The 14,455-nt window shown below is 71.2% G+C and carries 9 protein-coding genes and 2 tRNA genes; 4 read left to right on the plus strand and 7 right to left on the minus strand.

Going from position 1 to position 14,455, the window contains the following annotated elements; all coding sequences use genetic code 11:
* Positions 1 to 24: 24 nt before the first annotated feature.
* Positions 25 to 2,361 (minus strand): UvrD-helicase domain-containing protein, encoded by a 2,337-nt coding sequence (locus tag ECOMGDLI_RS29770; RefSeq protein ID WP_158221209.1) that lies wholly within the window; start codon positions 2,359 to 2,361, stop codon positions 25 to 27.
* Between the two features lie 297 nt (positions 2,362 to 2,658).
* Positions 2,659 to 2,731, minus strand: a tRNA-Arg gene (locus tag ECOMGDLI_RS29775).
* Positions 2,732 to 3,346: 615 nt separating this feature from the next.
* On the opposite strand from ECOMGDLI_RS29775, the gene ECOMGDLI_RS29780 reads away from it, so the two are divergent.
* Positions 3,347 to 5,179 (plus strand): phosphoenolpyruvate carboxykinase (GTP), encoded by a 1,833-nt coding sequence (locus tag ECOMGDLI_RS29780; protein WP_088320462.1) that lies wholly within the window; start codon positions 3,347 to 3,349, stop codon positions 5,177 to 5,179.
* A 148-nt stretch (positions 5,180 to 5,327) separates the two neighbouring features.
* Complete coding sequence (locus ECOMGDLI_RS29785; protein ID WP_088320456.1) at positions 5,328 to 7,142, plus strand: sigma-54-dependent Fis family transcriptional regulator; 1,815 nt, start codon at positions 5,328 to 5,330, stop codon at positions 7,140 to 7,142.
* A 35-nt stretch (positions 7,143 to 7,177) separates the two neighbouring features.
* On the opposite strand, the gene ECOMGDLI_RS29790 is transcribed toward ECOMGDLI_RS29785, so the two are convergent.
* The 4 genes from ECOMGDLI_RS29790 to ECOMGDLI_RS29805 form a co-directional block, all read right to left on the minus strand.
* The gene (locus tag ECOMGDLI_RS29790; protein WP_088320457.1) at positions 7,178 to 7,906 is read right to left on the minus strand and encodes a metal-sulfur cluster assembly factor; all 729 of its coding nucleotides are present in this window, start codon (positions 7,904 to 7,906) and stop codon (positions 7,178 to 7,180) included.
* A 1-nt stretch (position 7,907) separates the two neighbouring features.
* Positions 7,908 to 8,960 (minus strand): amidohydrolase family protein, encoded by a 1,053-nt coding sequence (locus ECOMGDLI_RS29795; protein ID WP_088320458.1) that lies wholly within the window; start codon positions 8,958 to 8,960, stop codon positions 7,908 to 7,910.
* Positions 8,961 to 9,006: 46 nt separating this feature from the next.
* Positions 9,007 to 10,035: an NAD(P)-dependent alcohol dehydrogenase gene (locus tag ECOMGDLI_RS29800; RefSeq protein WP_088320459.1), complete on the minus strand. Its 1,029-nt coding sequence runs from the start codon at positions 10,033 to 10,035 to the stop codon at positions 9,007 to 9,009.
* Between the two features lie 168 nt (positions 10,036 to 10,203).
* Entirely contained in the window at positions 10,204 to 10,785 is a 582-nt protein-coding gene (locus tag ECOMGDLI_RS29805; RefSeq protein ID WP_088320460.1) for a hypothetical protein, read from the minus strand.
* Between the two features lie 309 nt (positions 10,786 to 11,094).
* Between ECOMGDLI_RS29805 and ECOMGDLI_RS29810 the strand changes: the two genes are divergently transcribed.
* On the plus strand, positions 11,095 to 12,918 hold the full coding sequence (locus ECOMGDLI_RS29810) for a phosphoenolpyruvate carboxykinase (GTP) (RefSeq protein WP_088320461.1): 1,824 nt from the start codon (positions 11,095 to 11,097) through the stop codon (positions 12,916 to 12,918).
* Positions 12,919 to 13,044: 126 nt separating this feature from the next.
* Here the strand turns inward: ECOMGDLI_RS29810 and ECOMGDLI_RS29815 are convergent, their stop codons facing one another.
* Positions 13,045 to 14,142 (minus strand): hypothetical protein, encoded by a 1,098-nt coding sequence (locus ECOMGDLI_RS29815; RefSeq protein WP_198955307.1) that lies wholly within the window; start codon positions 14,140 to 14,142, stop codon positions 13,045 to 13,047.
* Positions 14,143 to 14,254: 112 nt separating this feature from the next.
* On the opposite strand from ECOMGDLI_RS29815, the gene ECOMGDLI_RS29820 reads away from it, so the two are divergent.
* Positions 14,255 to 14,345, plus strand: a tRNA-Ser gene (locus tag ECOMGDLI_RS29820).
* Positions 14,346 to 14,455: the final 110 nt, after the last annotated feature.

Raw genomic sequence — 14,455 nt, forward strand, 5'->3', positions numbered from 1 at the left:
CCTCCTCACGAACCGCGCCACGTTTCAGTCCAGGAACTCAAGAAGATCATCCGCAGACACCTGCAACTCACGCCGAATTGTGTCGATGAGAATCGGCCACAGCTCAGGCGCCACGGAGGCTTTAACCTGTGCGGCCAGCTCAGCAGCGCTCGCCATGAGGACCGTACTCTGGAGCGGCGTTGTGACGAGTTCTCGCCGCCATCTGTCCGCTTCAGTCCTTGAGGCCGCCGGTTCTGCGGCGGCCGTCGTCGGCGCCGAAGTGACCGATGCATCTCGGCCCCCCATGGCGGTGACCTCTCGGGACGACGCCTTGACATCGGATTCATGGCCTTCGCCTATCGATTGCGTCGGAATCGTGGGCGTGCCAGCGGACGCCGAAGCTTCGCTTGGCATGCCGGCTTCCTCCAACCCGGTGCCCGCAAGTCCTTCGTGCACAACAGCGAGGTGCTTCGTTGTTCGCGTGAGTGCGATATACAACAGGCGTAAGCCCTTATCCGTCCGAGCAATACCAACTGGGTCAACAACGACCACGGCTTCGAACTCGAGACCCTTCGCTGTTGCCGGGTCGACGATGTTGATGCCACTCGGCGCGAGCTCGCCGTCCAGGCCGTCCGCCCACTTCACGTCACGAGCCCGCATGACCTCGGCAAGCTCTGCCCATCGTCCAAGCGGCGCGATGATGCCAACGAAGAGTCCGCGAGCCGCGTACGACTGTGCCTTTGATACCGCCACCCGCACAAGGTCACCAGAATCGTCGAACACCAGATCAGGTGGCCCGACCGATCGCACGACTCGCGGGGGCTCGACATGGGGGGCGATCCGCGGCAGCAATTGCGCAGCTAGGGCCATGACTTCCTGCGGTACCCGATACCCAATCTTGAGGGTTTCGACGGTTCCGGGGTACTTCTGCTTCAAGCTCGCCACGACGTCCCACCAGTCATCGCACGCGCCCGGAGCTGTTGACTGAGCGATATCGCCGACGAGTGTCATCGAGCCGTCGAGGCTTCGGCGTCGAAGCGACCGAAGCTGCATGGGCGTGAGGTCCTGGGCCTCGTCGACCACGATGTGCCTGTATCGCTGCGGAGCTCCGACCAGTAGCGCATGCGCCTCATCTAGGAGCGGGACATCCGCGTCCGTCCAGCGTTCCTCTGACACGCGATCAGCCGCCTGCCGGTAAAGCGCTTGGACCTCTGCTGCGGTGAACACATCACCGGCCGCCTCGAGCAACCGCTCACGAGACCCCAGGAGCTCTCTCAAGAACTGAGCCGGGCTCAAGCTGGGCCATAGCCGTTCCAGAATTGCATCCACGACGTTCGCGGGAGCTGAACCGCCGGACCGTGCTTCGAGCGGTCGCTGGATCACAGCTCGCAACTGGTTGCGAGCCGTCATGTACGGCGTAGCGGGGAACTCCTGCCGCAAGTCAGCGACAATCGCTTCAAGCTGATCGTCGTCCATCGCGAGGTCCGCGGCCCTGAACCCCTCCGGGACGCGGATGCGAGCACGAAGCCCTCGTTCCAGCAAGCCGGCCATCCGGTTTTCGGCCTTGAGACTTGCCAACGACACCAGTTCCGCGGTGCCGGTTGAGGGTGCCGGTCCTAGGGCCTTCAGGTGGCGATGGTCAACACCGTGATCACCAAGGTCCGGCAGGACCCGGCTGATGTATCGGCCGAAGGTCGCGTTGGGGCCCACAACGAGGACCTCTGCCGTTGTCAGGGTTGGTTCGTTGAACAACAGCCAGGACACGCGGTGCAATGCGACGGCCGTCTTCCCCGTGCCCGGGCCTCCCTGGATGACTAGCAGCGACTCAAGCGGATGCCGGATCAGCGTGTCCTGCGCCGCCTGGATGGTCGCCGCGATGTCCCGCATCGAGTCGTCGCGGCTGCTGTTCAGGGCAGCCATGACTGAGTCGTCCTTCCGGACGTACTCGGCTTCGTCGAACCGTTCCAACTCTTCGAGGAGATCTGCGAAGACGAGGTCCTGCCAGTCCTCGATGCGGTTGCGCTTTGCCTCGAAGGTTCGCTTGCGCGTCACACCGCCGGGCTCGTTCGCCGTCGCACGGTAGAAGGGGATGGCAGCCGGGCTCTGCCAGTTGATGACTAGCGCGTCCTTGTCCTCGTTGAGGACCGATCTCTTCCCGATGTAGAGGCGCTCACCGTCGAGGTCGAACCTGCCGAAGGCAACGGCGTCGTCCTGCGACACGGCCAGTCGGGCGCGCTTCGCGTTCTCGTGGAGCGCATGGCCTGCCTTCGTGTCGGCCGCCTGCAACGCCGCGAGGTCGAGGCTTTCGAGTTGCCGATCACGCTCTGCTAGTGCCGCGTCGAAGTAGTCCTGCTCTGCTGCCAACTCCGCGGGATCTGTCATCCCGTCGCTCCCACGATGATCTCCGTCGCCGCCCCGTCGCGACCGACATTCGACATCTTGCCAGCGGCCACGAGCCACCGTTACGAGATGGCTAAACGGGGGCATCGCCAGACTTGCGCGTAGGGGCCTACGAGGAGCGCCGTCCAGGGCGCCGGAGCATCCGCTCAAGTTTGGGGCGTATTTGGGGCGACCACCCGATCAAGCCCGCTCAGCCCCGGTGACAGCCGGACGAAACAAGATCGGCCCCTGACCCGCGCATCCGCAGGTCAGGGGCCGATTTGTCGCTGTCTCAACGAGTGCGCCCGAAGGGATTCGAACCCCTAACCTTCTGATCCGTAGTCAGATGCTCTATCCGTTGAGCTACGGGCGCGTGCTCCCCGGCCGGGCCGGGCAACGGGTACCGAGGATACCCGAACGGGCCGCTGGGACCGAATCGGGTTTCGGGAGCAGGCCAGCCGCGCCACGACGCGGGCCACCACGCCTCGGGAGCAGCCCGCCGGACGGCGCGCCGTCGGCGGCCGTCCGAGACCGGCGAAGCCAACGTCCGACGTCGCGGCCCGTGACGACGCACGCGCCCCGGGGACTCCCCGTCGATGCGTCCCGGCGCCACCCCGGAGACGGTCGACCTTGTGAACACGTGACGTTCCGTAAACGGTTTCATCGCCCCTCGGGCCACTGACAACGCTGTCGACAGCAACTTTTTGCAGCGGAACGGCAGTTGGCTTTCGCGCAGGTCAGGGGCTTGTGACAAGTTTCACTAGGCTCCCACCGGGGAAGTGTTCACATCGCCGGGCACCGCTCTTACGGTGGTTGAGCGGCCGGTAACACGGATGTAGCACCTCAGTGATGTCACGCCGCGTAACCAGGATGACGGCCGGTCGAACCGGCCTCCGCAAGCACACCCCCGAGGAAAGGGCAGCCAGTGACCACGACCGACGAGACCCGGACGACCACGCCGGCCACCACGCCGGGCACCGGCATCGACCTGACCGGCGTCGCCGCCGCGGACCTCGCGACCGTCGTCGCGCAGTCCGCCCCGACCTCCCACACCCGCCTCGTCGCCTGGGTCACCGAGGTCGCCGCCCTCACCACGCCGGACCGGATCCACTGGGTCGACGGCACCGACGCCGAGCGCGACGCGCTCGTCGCCGGCCTCGTCGAGGCGGGCACCTTCGTGCCGCTGGAGAAGAAGGCCAACTCGTACTGGTGCGCGAGCGACCCGAGCGACGTCGCCCGGGTCGAGGACCGCACCTACATCTGCTCCGTCGACCCGGACGACGCCGGCCCGACGAACAACTGGCGCGACCCGGGCGAGATGCGCGCCCTCATGTCCGACCTGTACCGCGGCTCGATGAAGGGCCGCACCATGTACGTCATCCCGTTCGTCATGGGGCACCTCGACGCGAAGAAGCCGTTCTTCGGCGTGGAGATCAGCGACAGCGCCTACGTCGTCGCCTCCATGCGGATCATGGCCCGCGTCGGCACCGAGGTGCTCTCGGTGATGGGTGAGGACGCCCCGTTCGTGCCCTGCCTGCACTCGGTCGGCGCGCCGCTCGAGCCCGGCCAGGCCGACGTCTCGTGGCCGTGCAACGACACCAAGTACATCGTCCACTTCCCCGAGGCCCGCGAGATCTGGTCCTACGGCTCGGGCTACGGCGGCAACGCCCTGCTCGGCAAGAAGTGCTACTCGCTGCGCATCGCCAGCGTCATGGCGCGCGACGAGGGCTGGCTCGCCGAGCACATGCTGATCCTCAAGCTGACGAACCCCGAGAACAAGGTCCACTACATCGCCGCGGCGTTCCCGAGCGCCTGCGGCAAGACGAACCTCGCGATGCTCCAGCCGACGATCCCCGGCTGGAAGGTCGAGACCCTCGGCGACGACATCGCGTGGATGCGCTTCGGCGAGGACGGCCGGCTCTACGCCGTCAACCCCGAGAACGGCCTCTTCGGCGTCGCCCCGGGCACCGGCTGGGACACCAACCCCAACGCGATGCACGCGATCGAGAAGGGGGACAGCATCTTCACGAACGTCGCCCTCACCGACGACGGCGACGTGTGGTGGGAGGGCATGACCCCGGAGCGGCCCGCGCACCTCACGAGCTGGAAGGGCAAGGACTGGACGCCGGCGTCGGACGAGCCCTCGTCGCACCCGAACAGCCGGTTCTGCACGCCGATCCGGAACTGCCCGATCCTCGCGCCCGAGTACGACGACCCGAACGGCGTCCCGATCTCGGCGATCCTGTTCGGCGGCCGCCGCAAGACGACGATCCCGCTCGTCACCGAGGCCCGCGACTGGGCGCACGGGGTGTTCATGGGCTCGACGATCTCCAGCGAGACGACCGCCGCCGCGACCGGTGCGGTCGGCGTCGTCCGCCGTGACCCGATGGCGATGCTGCCCTTCATGGGCTACCACGCCGGTGACTACTTCCAGCACTGGCTGAACGTCGGCAAGCAGGCCGACGCCTCCAAGCTGCCGAAGATCTTCTACGTCAACTGGTTCCGCCGCGACGCCGAGGGCGGCTTCGTGTGGCCCGGCTACGGCGAGAACAGCCGCGTCCTCAAGTGGGTCATCGAGCGCATCGAGGGCACGGCCGACGCGACCGAGACCTTCGTCGGCCACGTCCCGGCCCCGGGCGCGCTCGACACCGACGGCCTCGGCCTCACCGCCGAGCAGCTCGAGGTCGCCCTCGCGGTCGACGCCGAGGAGTGGAAGAAGGAGGTCCCGCAGATCGAGGAGTGGTTCGCCAAGATCGGCGACAAGGTCCCTTCGACGCTGCTCACCGAGCTCGACGGGCTCAAGGCGCGACTCGGTCTGTAGTCCTCCCAGGACGAAGATCGCGTGACGGCCGGGCGGGGACCTCCCCGCCCGGCCGTTCGCGTTCCCGGCACTCTTCCCACATCGCCCGCGGCACCGCAGTATGGAACTCCAGCCCGACCGACCCACTGCCGTGTCATCGGGGGACGCCATGAGGAAAGACCCGGTCCTCGCGACGGCGGACGCCCGAGCGGCGTTCCTCGCCGACGAGCCGGTCCCGGCCGCCGTCCGGCCGCCGATCCTCGCGTCCTGGGCCCGCTCCCGGGAGCACCACGTCGCCCCCGACCGCATCGACCTCGGCCGGGAGAACGACGCGTACCGCTCGTCACCGCTGCTCGACGCGGCCCGCCCGGTCGTCGAGGCGGCCGCCGACCTGCTCGCGACCGAGCCGGTCAGTCTCATCCTCTGCGACGACAACGGCACGGTCCTCGAGCGCCGCACCGGCGACTCCGGGCTCCAGCAGCACCTGGACAGGGTGTGGCTCGCGCCCGGCTTCTCCTACGCCGAGCGGTACGTCGGCACGAACGGGATCGGGACCGCGCTGGAGAGCCGCGGCCCGGCGGACGTCGTCGGCGCCGAGCACTGGGCCGAGGGGCTCGAGGACCTCGCCTGCACCGCGGTCCCGGTCCGGCACCCCGTGACCGGCCGGATCGTCGGCGTCCTCAACCTCACGTGCTGGCGCAAGGACGCCGGCCCGCTCCTCATGGCGACGACGGCGATCACCGCGCAGCAGGTCGAGCAGCGCCTGCGCGAGCACGTCGGACGCCGCGAGGCCGCCGTCCTCGAGGACTTCGTCACCGCCTGCCGCCGCAGCCCGGACGCCGTCGTCGCCGTGAGCGAGGACGTCCTCATGCTCAACGACCGGGCCCGCGACCTCATCGTCCCCGGCGACCACGACCGCCTCGTCGAGGTCGCCTCGGAGGCGCTGGCGGGCGGACGACGGACCCGCCTCGTCGTGGACCTGCCCAGCGGGACGTCGGCCCGGGTCGACTGCCGCCCGACATGGGCCGCCGACGGCACCGGCGGCGGCGTGCTCGTCGTCCGGTCGACGAGCGGCCGGGCCGAGACCGGCGAACCGGCCCCGCGGGTCCGCGCCCGTCAGCGGACGCCGTCCGCACCGGTCGGGCGGCGCCACGTGCCGACGGTCGCCGTCGGCTCGGGGACGCTCTGGACGATGTGCCGCTCCGCCGTCGAGCGGCACGTCGCCGCCCGCGAGTGGGTCGTCCTCGCCGGCGAGCCCGGCTCCGGACGCCGCACCCTGGCCCGCGCCGCCCACGAGGCTTACGCCCCGGCCACCCCCTTCGAGGTGTTCGCGGCCGAGGACTTCGGCCCGCAGTGGCTCGCGGACGTCGCCCGGGCCGCGGCCGACCCTGAGGGCACCCTGGTGCTCGCGGACGTCGACCGGCTGCCGCCCGGGGCCGGCCGCCGGCTCACCGACGTCCTCGAGCCGCGCCGCTGGTGCGAGGAGACCGAGCGCGCCTGGGTCGTCGTCACCGTCACCTCGGGCCCGCTCGCGGACGACGTCGCCGACCTCGTCGAGCGGGTCCCCTTCACCGTCGAGGTGCCGCCGCTGCGCCACCACGTCGAGGACGTCCCCGACCTCGTGCGGCACGCGCTCGCCGCCGTCGCCGTCCGCCCCGGCCAGGAGCGGCCGACGATGTCGCCGGAGGCGATGCGGGTGCTCGCGCGCTGCCGCTGGCCCGGCAACACCGCCCAGCTGCGGCAGGTCGTCGAGCGGGTGCTCGCGCGCCGGCGCACCGGGGTCGTCGGCGTCGACGACCTGCCGGCGGAGGTCTTCGTCGGCGTCCGCCGCGTGCTCACGCCGGTCGAGGCGCTCGAGTGCGACGCCATCGTCGACGCGCTGCGCAGCACCGGCGGCAGCCGGACGAAGGCGGCCGCCGTGCTCGGCCTCTCACGGGCGACGGTCTACCGCAAGGTCCGCGAGTACGGCCTGGCGCTGCCGTAGCGCCAGGCCGCACCCGCGGGTCGGTCCGACCGCGGTCAGCTGCCCGCGGCCGGTCCCCCGTACCGCGCCTCGAAGAGGCTGCGGCAGTACTCGCCGTTCGTCTCGATGCCGACCCGCACGAGCCGCGCCCGCCGCAGGTGCAGCGGGACCTGCTCGACGGGCAGCGGCACCCCGTCGAACGTCAGCAGGAGCGGGGCGTCGTCGTCCGCGGGCTGGCCGATGAACCGGCGCCGGGCCCGCAACCGCTCCAGGTCGGCGGACGGCGGCACGTCGCCCAGGCGCATCGTCGCCAGGTCGTCCGGGGTCGCCCCGGCGTCGACGAGGGGCCGGGCGACCCGGTCCTGGCCGGCCATGACGGCCTTGCGGATGAACGTCGCCCGCAGCTCGTCGAGCTCCTCGACGGCCTCGCCGTCGAAGGTCTGGACGAAGCCGGCCCCGGCGGCCACGCCGCCGTTGATCTCGGCGGAGGCGTGGTGGTCGAGGAGCGCGACGTCGGCCCGGGTCACGCCCGGGACGGCGCTCACCGCCTCGAACGCGTCGGCGACCATGAGGAACGAGAAGTTCGGCGCGCAGAAGAACGTCGGCAGCCGCAGCCGGACGGTGGCGACGCCGTCCGCCCCGACCTCGGCCCGCTCCACGAACCCCAGCGTCGTCACCGGTTCGTCGAGCTCGGGGTCGAGGACGGTCCCGAGCGCTGCCCACACGGCGTCCCGCAGCGCGCCCGCGCCGGCCGTGGCCGACGCGGGCGACACCTGCACGGTCATGTCAGCTCCCGGCGACGAGCTGCTCGCCGGGCTGCTCGACGACGTCGATCTGCGACTCGGGCAGCCGGCACTCGGCCGGCACGTCGAGGCCGTACAGCCGCGCGGCGTTGAGGCCGAGGATCTTCTTCTTGGCCGCCGTGCTGAGCCGCGGGTAGTCGCTGAACGCCTCCTCGTCGGGCATCTGCCAGTCGACGAAGCCCTCGATCTGCCACTTCGGCGTCCAGATGTGGTAGTCGCCGCCGTAGGTCATGCGGTCCTCGCCGACCCAGAAGAGCAGCTCGCCCATGACCTTCGCGAAGAACTTCGGCCGCGCGTGCATGAGCCCGCCGATGACGACGGACAGGCCCGCGTAGACGTTCGGCTCCTGCACCGCCATGAAGGCGAAGTCCTCGATGCGCGGCAGGCCGACGTGCTCGACGATGAAGTTCAGGCCCTGGAAGTCGGTCGCGACCTGGTCGACGTCCGACATGTCGAACGCGTCCTTGTTGAGCGGCCAGATCGTCGGGCCCTTGTGCACGTGCTGGTTGACGATCCCCAGCTCCTGGCACTTCTCCAGGTAGCGGTACGACATCGGGTCCGTGAGCTTCCAGCCTCGGGAGCCGTCCTGCCACTCGGCCGTGTAGAGCTTGACGCCCTTGAGCTTGTACGCCTCGGCCTCGGCCTCGAGCTTCTCCAGGCCGGCCTCGCCGTCACGCGGGTCCCAGCGGCCGTTGACGATGAGCCGCTCCGGGTACTTCTCGACCATGGAGCTGTTGCGCTCCAGGGTGTTGAAGCCCGTCGTGTACCAGTCCTTGAGGTACGTCGACTGGAAGATCGCGACGTCGACGTAGCCCTCGGTGAACATGTCCCGGACGAAGTCGGCCTCGTCGACCTTGAGGTAGCGCTCGTAGTCCCAGTGGGTCTCGGGCGGGCCGAGCTGGTGGTAGCCGTAGAAGCAGTCGATCCATCCCTTCGCGTACTCCTCGCGGCCGGGCTTCCAGTTCTCCCGGCTCGCGTCCCAGAAGTGGCTGTGGGAGTCGACGATGAAGTACTTCTCGCCGTCCTTCTCGTACATGGCAGACTCCTTGCGGCAGAAGGGTTCTCAGGGGAAGGGCGGGACGTCAGGGGACGAGGATCGCCCGGCCGCGGACCTTGCCCGCGTCGAGGTCGTGCAGCGCGTCGAGCGCCGCGGAGAGCGGGTACTGCTGGGTGTGGAGCGTGACCTTGCCCGCCTGCGCGAGCACCATGAGCTCGGCGAGGTCGGTGTACGTGCCGACGATGTTGCCGATGACGTTCTTCTCGCCGGCGACGAAGTCGAGGGTCGGGATGCGCAGCTCACCGCCGTAGCCGATGACGAACTGCGAGCCCGCGGGTGCGGTCATCGCCCAGCCGTTGTTCTCGGCGCCCTGCTCGGCGACGAAGTCGAACACGACGTTCGCGCCCGCACCGCCGGTGAGCTCCTTGACCTGGTCGACCTCGGTGCCGTCGGCGACGACGGTCACGTCGGCGCCGAGCTTGGAGGCGAGGGCGAGGGCGTCCGGGTTGCGGTCGACGACGACGATCCGGGTCGCGGTGAGCGCTGCGAGGCACTGGATCCCGATGTGGCCGAGGCCGCCGGCGCCCTGGACGACCGCGGTCGTGCCCGGGGTGAGCAGCGGGACCGCCTTGCGGACGGCGTGGTAGGCGGTGATGCCCGCGTCGGCGAGCGCCGCGACGTCCGCGGGGTTCGTCGACGGGTCGAGCGGCACGCAGGCGCGCGCCGTCGTCCGCAGGTACTCCGCCATGCCGCCGTCGTTGTTCGACAGCCCGGGGAAGAACGCGTTCTGGCACTGCATGTCCCGGCCGGCCCGGCAGGGCAGGCAGAGGCCGCAGCTCGGCTGCGGGTGCAGGATCACCGTGTCGCCGACGGCGACGTTCGTGACCCCGGCGCCGATCTCGGCGACCCAGCCGGCGTTCTCGTGGCCGATGACGTAGGGCAGCGTCGGCCCCATCGCCTCGGCCCACTGGCCCTCGAGGATGTGCAGGTCGGTGCGGCAGACGCCCGCGCCCCCGACCTTGATGATGACGTCGAGCGGAGCGGTGATCGTCGGCTCGGGGATGTCGTCGATGCTCGGGTCGACGTGGTACTCGTGCACGCGGACGGCCTTCACCGCCACCTCCTCGTGACTGCGTGGACCCACCCGGTCCGACGGCGACGCCGTCGGCGAGGTCTGTGCGAGGAGGCTAAGGACGTGCGGGGGACCCCGACCGTCTCAGTTTGAGACGAGGGGACCTCGGGCCCTGGACGACGGCCCGCCGGCCGGCCCCGACGGCGGCGGTCAGCGGGTCGGGAACACCTGGCGCACAGGGGGTGCGAGCCGCACGAGCCGGTCGATCGTCGCCTCGTCCAGCTGGACGGTGCGCAGCCCGTTCGACGCCGTCGCGCACGGTCCGAGCCGGCCGAGGACGAGACGCAGCTCCTCGCCGACGGTCGGCGTGGCTCCGGGCCGGTACCGCAGGAGGACGACGGCGACGCCGACCTCCGGGCCGGCCGCGGGCTCCGGCTGCGTGCAGCGGGCCTGCGGCGCCGGGAGGTCCTCGACGAGCCCGGCCAGCTCGGCGACCGCCGTCGGGTCGAGCGTGCTGCTCGTGCGCAGGCGCGCGGCGTCCGGGGCGGCGGACGCGGCGCCGGGGTAGTCGCAGACCCGGCCCGAGACCGGCCCCCACGGCACGAGGTAGGTCGACGACGGCCACGTCGCGGGCAGTGCGTCGGCGAGGACCGCCGGGCACGCCGGGGCGGGCAGCACGTTCGGCGCCGACGGCGGGCCGGCCACCGCCCGGCCGGTGAGGGCGGCCCCGACGAGGAGCCCGCCGACGACCACCCCGGTCAGGGCCCTGACGGTCGTCGGCTGCACGGTCACCGGGCCATCCTGCCAAGCCGTGAAGGTTCGCATCCCGGCGGCCGGCACCGGCACGTCGCAGACTCGGGCGGGGACCCGTGCACGGCGTGGCGGCCGTCACCGGGCCGTCACGGAGGTCACAGCGGCGAAAGACCTGGTCAGGACGTTGCTGGGACCTCCGTCATGGGTAAGGACAGCCTTGGTAGCCCTACGGTCGAAGCGATCCGCCAACGCAGCCGCCGCGAGGCCACGAGCTACCGGTGACAGGCCCCCGGGGAGGTTCCCCGGAGCGCCCGACGAGCGGGCACGAGCACGAGGAAGGGCAGCCCCGTGACAACCACCGACACGAGGACCACGATCAGCGACGCCCCGACCCGGCACGCGGCACTGGCCGCCTGGGTCGCCGAGGTCGCCGCTCTCACCACCCCCGACGCCGTCCAGTGGGTCGACGGCAGCGACGAGGAGAACGCCGCGATCGTCGACACGCTCGTCGCGAGCGGCACGTTCACCCGTCTGGCCGGCAAGCCGGACAGCTACTGGTGCGCCAGCGACCCGAGCGACGTGGCGCGTGTCGAGGACCGGACGTACATCTGCTCGAAGCTCGAGGAGGACGCCGGCCCGACGAACCACTGGATGGACCCGGACGACATGCGGGCCACCATGACCGAGCTGTACCGCGGCGCCATGAAGGGCCGCACCATGTACGTCATCCCGTTCGTCATGGGCCGCCTCAACGCAGACCGTCCGTTCTTCGGTGTGGAGATCACCGACAGCGCGTACGTCGTCGCGAGCATGCGGATCATGGCGCGCATCGGCACCGACGTGCTCGACGCGATGGGCACACAGGCCCCGTTCGTCAAGGCCCTGCACTCCGTCGGCGCACCGCTCGAGGCCGGCCAGGCCGACGTTCCCTGGCCCTGCAGCGAGACGAAGTACATCACCCACTTCCCCGAGGACCGCGAGATCTGGTCCTACGGCTCCGGGTACGGCGGCAACGCCCTCCTCGGCAAGAAGTGCTACTCGCTGCGGATCGCCTCGGCGATGGCGCGTGACGAGGGCTGGCTCGCCGAGCACATGCTCATCCTCAAGCTGACGAGCCCGGAGAAGAAGGTCACGTACGTGGCCGCGGCCTTCCCGAGCGCGTGCGGCAAGACGAACATGGCGATGATCGAGCCGACCGTGCCGGGCTGGACCGCCGAGATGATCGGCGACGACATCTGCTGGATGCACTTCGGCGAGGACGGCCGGCTCTACGCGCAGAACCCCGAGGCGGGTCTGTTCGGCGTCGCCCCCGGCACCGGCTGGCACACCAACCCGGCCGCCATGCGCGCCGTCGAGAAGGGCCGCTCGATCTTCACGAACGTCGCGCTCACCGACGACGGCGACGTCTGGTGGGAGGGCATGACGGAGGACAAGCCCGCGCACCTCACCTCGTGGAAGCACGAGGAGTGGACGCCGGACGCCGGCTTCGTCTCCTCGCACCCGAACAGCAGGTTCTGCACCCCGATCAGCAACTGCGACATCCTCGCCCCCGAGTACTACGACCCGAAGGGCGTCCCGATCTCGGCGATCCTGTTCGGCGGCCGGCGCGCAGGCGTCATCCCGCTGGTCACGCAGGCGCGCGACTGGGCGCACGGCGTCTTCCTCGGCGCGACGACGAGCAGCGAGACCACGGCCGCGGCGACCGGCGCGGTCGGGGTCGTCCGGCGTGACCCGATGGCCATGCTGCCCTTCATCGGGTACCACGCCGGCGACTACTTCCGGCACTGGCTCGAGGTGGGCAAGGGCGCCGACGCGGACAAGCTGCCGAAGGTCTTCTTCGTCAACTGGTTCCGCAAGGGGGCGGACGGCCGCTTCCTGTGGCCGGGCTTCGGCGACAACAGCCGCGTCCTCACCTGGGTCGTCGGCCGGCTCGAGGGCACGAAGGACGCCGTCGAGACGCCGATCGGGCTCGTCCCGACGCCCGCCTCGCTCGACACCGAGGGCCTGGACCTGCCGGCCGAGGACCTCGAGCGGGTGCTCGCGGTCGACGTCGAGGAGTGGAAGCACGAGGTCGAGCTCATCGAGGAGTGGTTCGCCACGATCGGTGAGAAGACCCCGACCAGCCTGGTCGACGAGCTCGACGCGCTCAAGGTGCGCCTCGGGATCGCCTGACCATCTTCTCCCGCACCCGTCGACGACGGCGGGCGGGGGACGACCAGACGGCGCCGTCCGGACACGATCCGGGCGGCGCCGCCGCCTGTCCGGGGGCTGCTCCCCCACGGCCGGGGACCGGTCGGGTCACTCGTAGCAGACGTAGTCCGGGGCGGGGGCGAGCGCGAGCACCTCGGGCGGGGTCATGATCCGCGAGCTGCCGCGCTCGTCCTCGACGAGGAAGAGCTTGAACCCCGGGCGCAGGACGCCGGCACCGGTCGGGGCCTCCACGGCGGCCGGGTCCCGGACGCCACCGGCCTGCACCCGCTCCCAGGACCGGCGCTTGGCGGCCGGGGTGCCGATGCCGTCCGCACTGCGCACCCAGCGCACCCCCGGCCGGCGGCGCAGCGCGCCGGGCGACCGGAGGACCGACGGCGCGAGCACGTGGACGACGACGAGCTTCTCCGGCAGGTCGTGCTCGACGACGAGGGCGGCGAGCCAGGCGGACACCGCGTCGAGGTCCTTGCCCGTCGTCGACCCGAAGGCCTCACCGGGGCGGACCCGGCCGCGGACCGCCCACTCGGGGTCGAGGGCCAGCCCGACGTCCGGCTCGCGGAGCCAGCGCTCGAGGGCCCGCACCTCGTCGAGGAAGGACGCCCGGCCGGGCTGGATGTTCAGCAGGAGCAGCGCCCGCCGGCGCCGGGCGGCGGCGAGGTGGGCGTCGACGACCTCGGCGCCGACCCGGACCCGGTAGGTGCCGTCGCGGCCGGGGCGGGCCTGCGCGACGACGGCGATGAGCTCGAGCGCCGGCAGCGGCTCGCGCCGGTCGGCACCGCTGCCCGCGTAGCCGGCCGCGCGCTTCTCCAGCTCGGCGGTCCGCGCGTCGAGGTCACCGATCCCGAGCCGGCCGAGCGCGGGCGCCCCGGGCAGCCCGGCGTAGGCGACGACCCGGTGCCGCGGGAAGAGCACCCGTCCGCCGCGGGGCAGCTCGGGCCGGTCCGTGGGCGCCGGCGACGGCTCCGGCTCGGGCTCCGCGGGCCCGGTCGCCGACGGGGCCGGCAGGGGCGCCGTCCGGACGCCGCCGGGTGCCGGGAGGGACGCCGTCCGCCCCGAGGAGCTGAGGACGGCACCGTCGTCACCGGCGGGCCGCCCGCTGCCGCGGACCGCCGTCGCGGCGGCCGCCCCCGCCGCGGCGAGGACGCCCAGGGTGACCGCCCGGCGGGTCAGCGCACGCACGTCGGGCACGCGGGTCCTCCTCTCCGGGACGTCGGCCGGTGGGGTCCAGTCTCGCCCCCCGAGCGACGCGCCTACCGCTTTGCCCCCCGGGACGCGGGACCGGTAGCCTTTCCCGGTCACGGGAGGCGTCGCCTAGTCCGGTCTATGGCGCCCGCCTGCTAAGCGGGTTTGGGTCTTAAAGCCCATCGCGGGTTCAAATCCCGCCGCCTCCGCTGACGAGTGAGACCCCAGGCACGCTCTTCGCCTGGGGTCTCACTCGTCATCCGACCCGTGGGATTTGGGAGGAGCCGGGCGAGGAACGAGCCCGGCGACGGGTCCCCCC

The sequence above is a fragment of the Kineosporia sp. R_H_3 genome, from assembly GCF_002198675.1.
In the GTDB taxonomy this organism is placed as follows: domain Bacteria; phylum Actinomycetota; class Actinomycetes; order Actinomycetales; family Kineosporiaceae; genus R-H-3.

Bases quoted from the DNA above. Each gene is read 5' to 3' on its own strand.
- ECOMGDLI_RS29770 (WP_158221209.1), bottom strand. From the start codon at position 2,361: ATGACAGATCCCGCGGAGTTGGCAGCAGAGCAGGACTACTTCGACGCG.
- ECOMGDLI_RS29785 (WP_088320456.1), top strand. From the start codon at position 5,328: ATGAGGAAAGACCCGGTCCTCGCGACGGCGGACGCCCGAGCGGCGTTC.
- ECOMGDLI_RS29790 (WP_088320457.1), bottom strand. From the start codon at position 7,906: ATGACCGTGCAGGTGTCGCCCGCGTCGGCCACGGCCGGCGCGGGCGCG.
- ECOMGDLI_RS29795 (WP_088320458.1), bottom strand. From the start codon at position 8,960: ATGTACGAGAAGGACGGCGAGAAGTACTTCATCGTCGACTCCCACAGC.